The organism is Mizugakiibacter sp., assembly GCF_039680435.1.
In the GTDB taxonomy this organism is placed as follows: Bacteria; Pseudomonadota; Gammaproteobacteria; order Xanthomonadales; family Rhodanobacteraceae; genus Mizugakiibacter.
In genome coordinates, this window is record NZ_JBDKSX010000087.1 from 1 (window position 1) to 4,080 (window position 4,080).

Consider the following 4,080-nt stretch of genomic DNA (forward strand, 5'->3'; position numbering starts at 1 on the left):
CGAGTCCGGGTCCGACCACGCGCCGGCCGCCGCGCCGCCGCCCGCCGCGGCGGAGGTGCCCGCGGCTGCGCCCGCCGAGGCCGCGCCGCCGGCCGCCGCCAAGCAGGCCGCGGCCGCCGAAACCACCGTGCGCGTCGACACCGCGCGGCTGGACGCCCTGGTCAACTTCATCGGCGAGCTGGTGCTGGTGCGCAACCGCATCGCCAACCTCGCCGCGCGCAGCGAGGACAGCCCGCTGGAGCGCGCGGTCGGCGAGCTCGACCGCGTCACCAATGACCTGCAGACCGCGGTGATGCGCACGCGCATGCAGCCGGTCGGCCGGCTGTTCCAGCGCTTCCCGCGCATCGCCCGCGACCTCGCGCGCCAGCTCGGCAAGCAGGTGCAGCTCGAGCTGGAGGGCGAGGACACCCAGCTCGACCGCAACCTGGTCGAGGCGCTGGCCGATCCGCTGGTGCACCTGGTGCGCAACGCGCTCGACCACGGCATCGAGCCGCCGGACGCGCGCGCCGGCAAGCCGGCCGCCGGACGCGTGCGCCTGGCCGCGTCGCAGGAAGGCGAGCACATCGTCATCACCATCGCCGACGACGGCCGCGGCATGGACCCCGCGGTGCTCAAGCGCAAGGCGATCGAGAAGGGCGTGCTCTCCGCCGAGCGCGCCGAACGCATGGCCGACGAGGAGTGCTACGAGCTGATCTTCCTGCCCGGCTTCTCCACGCGCAGCGAGATCTCCGATATCTCCGGGCGCGGCGTCGGCATGGACGTGGTCAAGACGCGCGTCGCCGAACTGGGCGGCACCATCGCGATCCGCTCGCAGGTCGGTCGCGGCAGCGAGATCAAGGTCAGCGTGCCGCTGACCCTGGCGATCCTGCGCGCGCTGATGGTGCGCGTCGCCGGACGCATGCTGGCGCTGCCGCTGGCCAACGTCTCCGAGGTGTTCGAGCTGGACGCCTCGCGCGTGCGCACGGTCGACGGCCGCGAGGTGGTCGCGCATCGCGCGCGGCCGCTGCCGCTGAGCCGCCTCGACCGCTGGCTGGGCGCGGACGCGAACGCGGCCGACGCCGGCGCGCGCGAGCACGTCGCGGTGGTGCACATCGGCCACCAGCGCGTCGGCTGCGTGGTGCACGAGGTGGTCGGACGCGAGGAGGTGGTGATCAAGCCGCTGGGCGCGCTGCTGCGGCAGGTGCCCGGCATCGCCGGCGCGACCATCACCGGCGACGGCCGCATCGCCCTGATCGTCGATCTGGTCGCGCTGCTGCGCGCGGCGCCGATGGAACGGGTGGCCTGAGATGGAAGTGCTCAGCCTGACCGGCATCGTGATGGCTTTCGTCGTCGTGATCGTCGGCAGCATCCTCAAGGGCAGCGGCGTGGCCGCGCTGTGGAGCGCGGCCGCGTTCATGGTGGTGATCGTCGGCACCAGCTCGGCGATCATGGTGCAGACGCCGTCGCGCGTGCTCCGCCGCGCCCTGCGCATGGCGCGCTGGGTGATCTGGCCGCCGGCCAGCGACAGCCAGGCGCTGATCGCCAAGGTGATCGGCTGGAGCGAGATCGCGCGCCGCCAGGGCCTGCTCGGGCTGGAGTCGCACTTCGAGGCGGAGACCGACCCGTTCGCCAAGAAGGGCCTGCAGCTGCTGGTCGACGGCAGCGAGCCGGACGTGATCCGCGGCATCCTCGAGGTCGACCTCGCCGCCAAGGAGCACGCCGACACCGAGGCCGCCAAGGTGTTCGAGAGCGCCGGCATCTATTCGCCGACGCTGGGCATCATCGGCGCGGTGATGGGCCTGATGGCGGTGATGGAGAACCTGTCCGACCCGTCCAAGCTCGGCCCCGGCATCGCCGGCGCGTTCGTCTCCACCGTCTACGGCATCGCCTCGGCGAACCTGCTGCTGCTGCCGATCGCCAGCAAGCTCAAGGGCGTCATCCGCGGGCAGTCGCAGCAGCGCGAGATGGTGGTCGAGGGCCTGATCGCCATCGCCGAGGGCGAGAACCCGCGCAACATCGAAACCAAGCTGCAGGGCTTCCTGCACTGAGGCCCGGCGATGGCGCGCAAGCACCGCCACGAAGAGCACGCCAACCACGAGCGCTGGGCGATCCCGTACGGCGACCTGATCACCCTGCTGCTGGCGTTCTTCGTGGTGATGTACTCGATTTCCTCGGTCAACGAGGGCAAGTACCGCGTGCTGGCGCAGTCGATCGCCACCGCGTTCAACGGCTCGCCCAAGGTGATCGAGCCGGTGCAGGTCGGCGCGCAGCCGACCATGTCGGCGCAGACCTCGGCGATCGCCTCGATCCAGGCGGCGGCACCCAGCGCCGCGCCGATCCCGCTGATCCCGGTGCCGGTGCCGTCGCAGAAAATGCCGCCGCCCGGCAAGACCGGCGGCCGCGAAGGCGGCGACGTCGCCACCGCCACGCGCCTGCGCGGCGCCGACCTCTCGGCCGCGCGCACGCGCGGCGAGGCCGAGGGCCTGAAGCGCATCGCCGACCAGATCGAGAAGGCGCTCGGGCCGCTGATCGACCGCCAGCTGATCGCGCTGCGCCGCACCGACTTCTGGCTGGAGATCGAGATCAAGACCGACATCCTGTTCGCCAGCGGCGTCGCCGCGCTGTCGCCGCAGGCAGTGCCGGTGCTGCAGCAACTGTCCGACATCCTGCGGCCGTTCCCCAACCCGCTGCGCATCGAGGGCTACACCGACGACGTGCCGATCAACACGTTCGCGTTCCCTTCCAACTGGGAGCTGTCGGCGGCGCGCGCGGCCTCGGTGGTGCGCCTGCTCGCCGGCGGCGGCATCGAGCCGCAGCGCATGGCGATCATCGGCTGGGGCGAATACCGGCCGGCGGCCGGCAACGACAGCGAGGCGGGGCGCAACCGCAACCGCCGCGTGCTGATCGTGGTGCTGAGTTCGAGCGCGGTGCCGGAGCGCTTCTACAGCAGCCGGCCGGAGGCGCCGGCGGACGCGGCGGCGATGCTGTCGGCCACCGCGCCGGCACAGCGGGCCGCACCGGCCGCACCGGCCGCGGCCGGTGCCGGCGCGGACCCGGCGCCGAAGGCGAGCGGCTGGCTGCCGGTGCTGCACGTGGTGCGTCCGGCCACGAACGAGCAATGAGGCGGGAGCGAACGATGCGCGTGTGGGCGGTGGCGAATCAGAAGGGCGGCGTCGGCAAGACCACCACGGCGGTGGCGCTGGGCGGGCTGCTGGCCGCGTCCGGCGCGCGCACGCTGCTGGTCGACATGGACCCGCACGCCTCGCTGACCAGCTATTTCGGCTTCGACCCCGAGACGCTGCCCGGCGGCGTGTACGACCTGTTCCGCGCCGGCGCGGACGACGCACCGGCGGCCGCCGAGCGCATCCTGCCGACGCGCTTCGAGCGCCTCGCCGTGCTGCCGGCCACGCCGGCGATGGCCACCCTCGACCGCCAGCTCGGCGCGCGTTCCGGCATGGGCCTGGTGCTGGCCGAGGCGCTGGCCGCGCTGGCCGGCGACTACGACCGCGTGCTGGTCGACTGCCCGCCGATGCTGGGCGTGCTGATGGTCAACGCGCTGGCCGCGTGCGAGCGGCTGGTGATCCCGACGCAAACCGAATTCCTCGCCCTGGCCGGGCTGGAGCGCATGCTGCGCAGCCTCGGCATGATCGAGCGCGCGCGCGGCCGGCAGGTGCCGCGGCTGATCGTGCCGACCCTGTACGACGGCCGCACGCACGCCTCGACCGCCAGCCTGCAGGCGCTGCGCGAGCGCCATGCCGGCGAGCTGGCGCAGAGCGTGATCCCGGTCGATACGCAGGTCCGCGAGGCCAGCGTCGCCGGCGTGCCGGTCGGCGCCTGGCCGGCGGCGCGGCGCGGCGCGCAGGCCTACCGCGGCCTGCTCGACGAACTGTGCGCGCTGGAAGCGCCGATGGCGCTCGAGGCGGCCTCGTGAGCGCGCCGCATCCCGACCTGCGCGTGCTGCCCGTGCGCGGCGACGCGGCGCTGGCGGACTACCTCGATGCGCTGCTGGCGCCGCCCGCCGCGCGCGCGCCCGGCGTCGTCGCGCCGCCCGCCGCCGTGGCGGAGGCCGTCGGCGCCGATGCGCCGCCCGCGCCGCGCCCC

Annotated in this window: 4 protein-coding genes; all 4 read left to right on the forward strand. The window is 73.8% G+C overall.

All coding sequences use genetic code 11. The annotated features are described in order from the left end of the window. Positions 1–1,285: chemotaxis protein CheA (locus tag ABFC67_RS09285; RefSeq protein WP_346737729.1), on the forward strand; the 1,285-nt coding region annotated here is incomplete at its 5' end. A 1-nt stretch (position 1,286) separates the two neighbouring features. After that, entirely contained in the window at positions 1,287–2,027 is a 741-nt protein-coding gene (locus ABFC67_RS09290; protein WP_346737730.1) for a flagellar motor protein, read from the forward strand. Positions 2,028–2,036: 9 nt separating this feature from the next. Continuing rightward, entirely contained in the window at positions 2,037–3,101 is a 1,065-nt protein-coding gene (gene motD, locus ABFC67_RS09295; protein WP_346737731.1) for a flagellar motor protein MotD, read from the forward strand. Positions 3,102–3,115: 14 nt separating this feature from the next. Further along, the gene (locus ABFC67_RS09300; RefSeq protein ID WP_346737732.1) at positions 3,116–3,910 is read left to right on the forward strand and encodes a ParA family protein; all 795 of its coding nucleotides are present in this window, start codon (positions 3,116–3,118) and stop codon (positions 3,908–3,910) included. The last annotated feature ends 170 nt before the right edge of the window (positions 3,911–4,080 follow it).

Coding starts and splice junctions, on each gene's coding strand:
- ABFC67_RS09300 (WP_346737732.1), top strand. CDS start 3,116: ATGCGCGTGTGGGCGGTGGCGAATCAGAAGGGCGGCGTCGGCAAGACC.
- ABFC67_RS09290 (WP_346737730.1), top strand. CDS start 1,287: ATGGAAGTGCTCAGCCTGACCGGCATCGTGATGGCTTTCGTCGTCGTG.
- motD (WP_346737731.1), top strand. CDS start 2,037: ATGGCGCGCAAGCACCGCCACGAAGAGCACGCCAACCACGAGCGCTGG.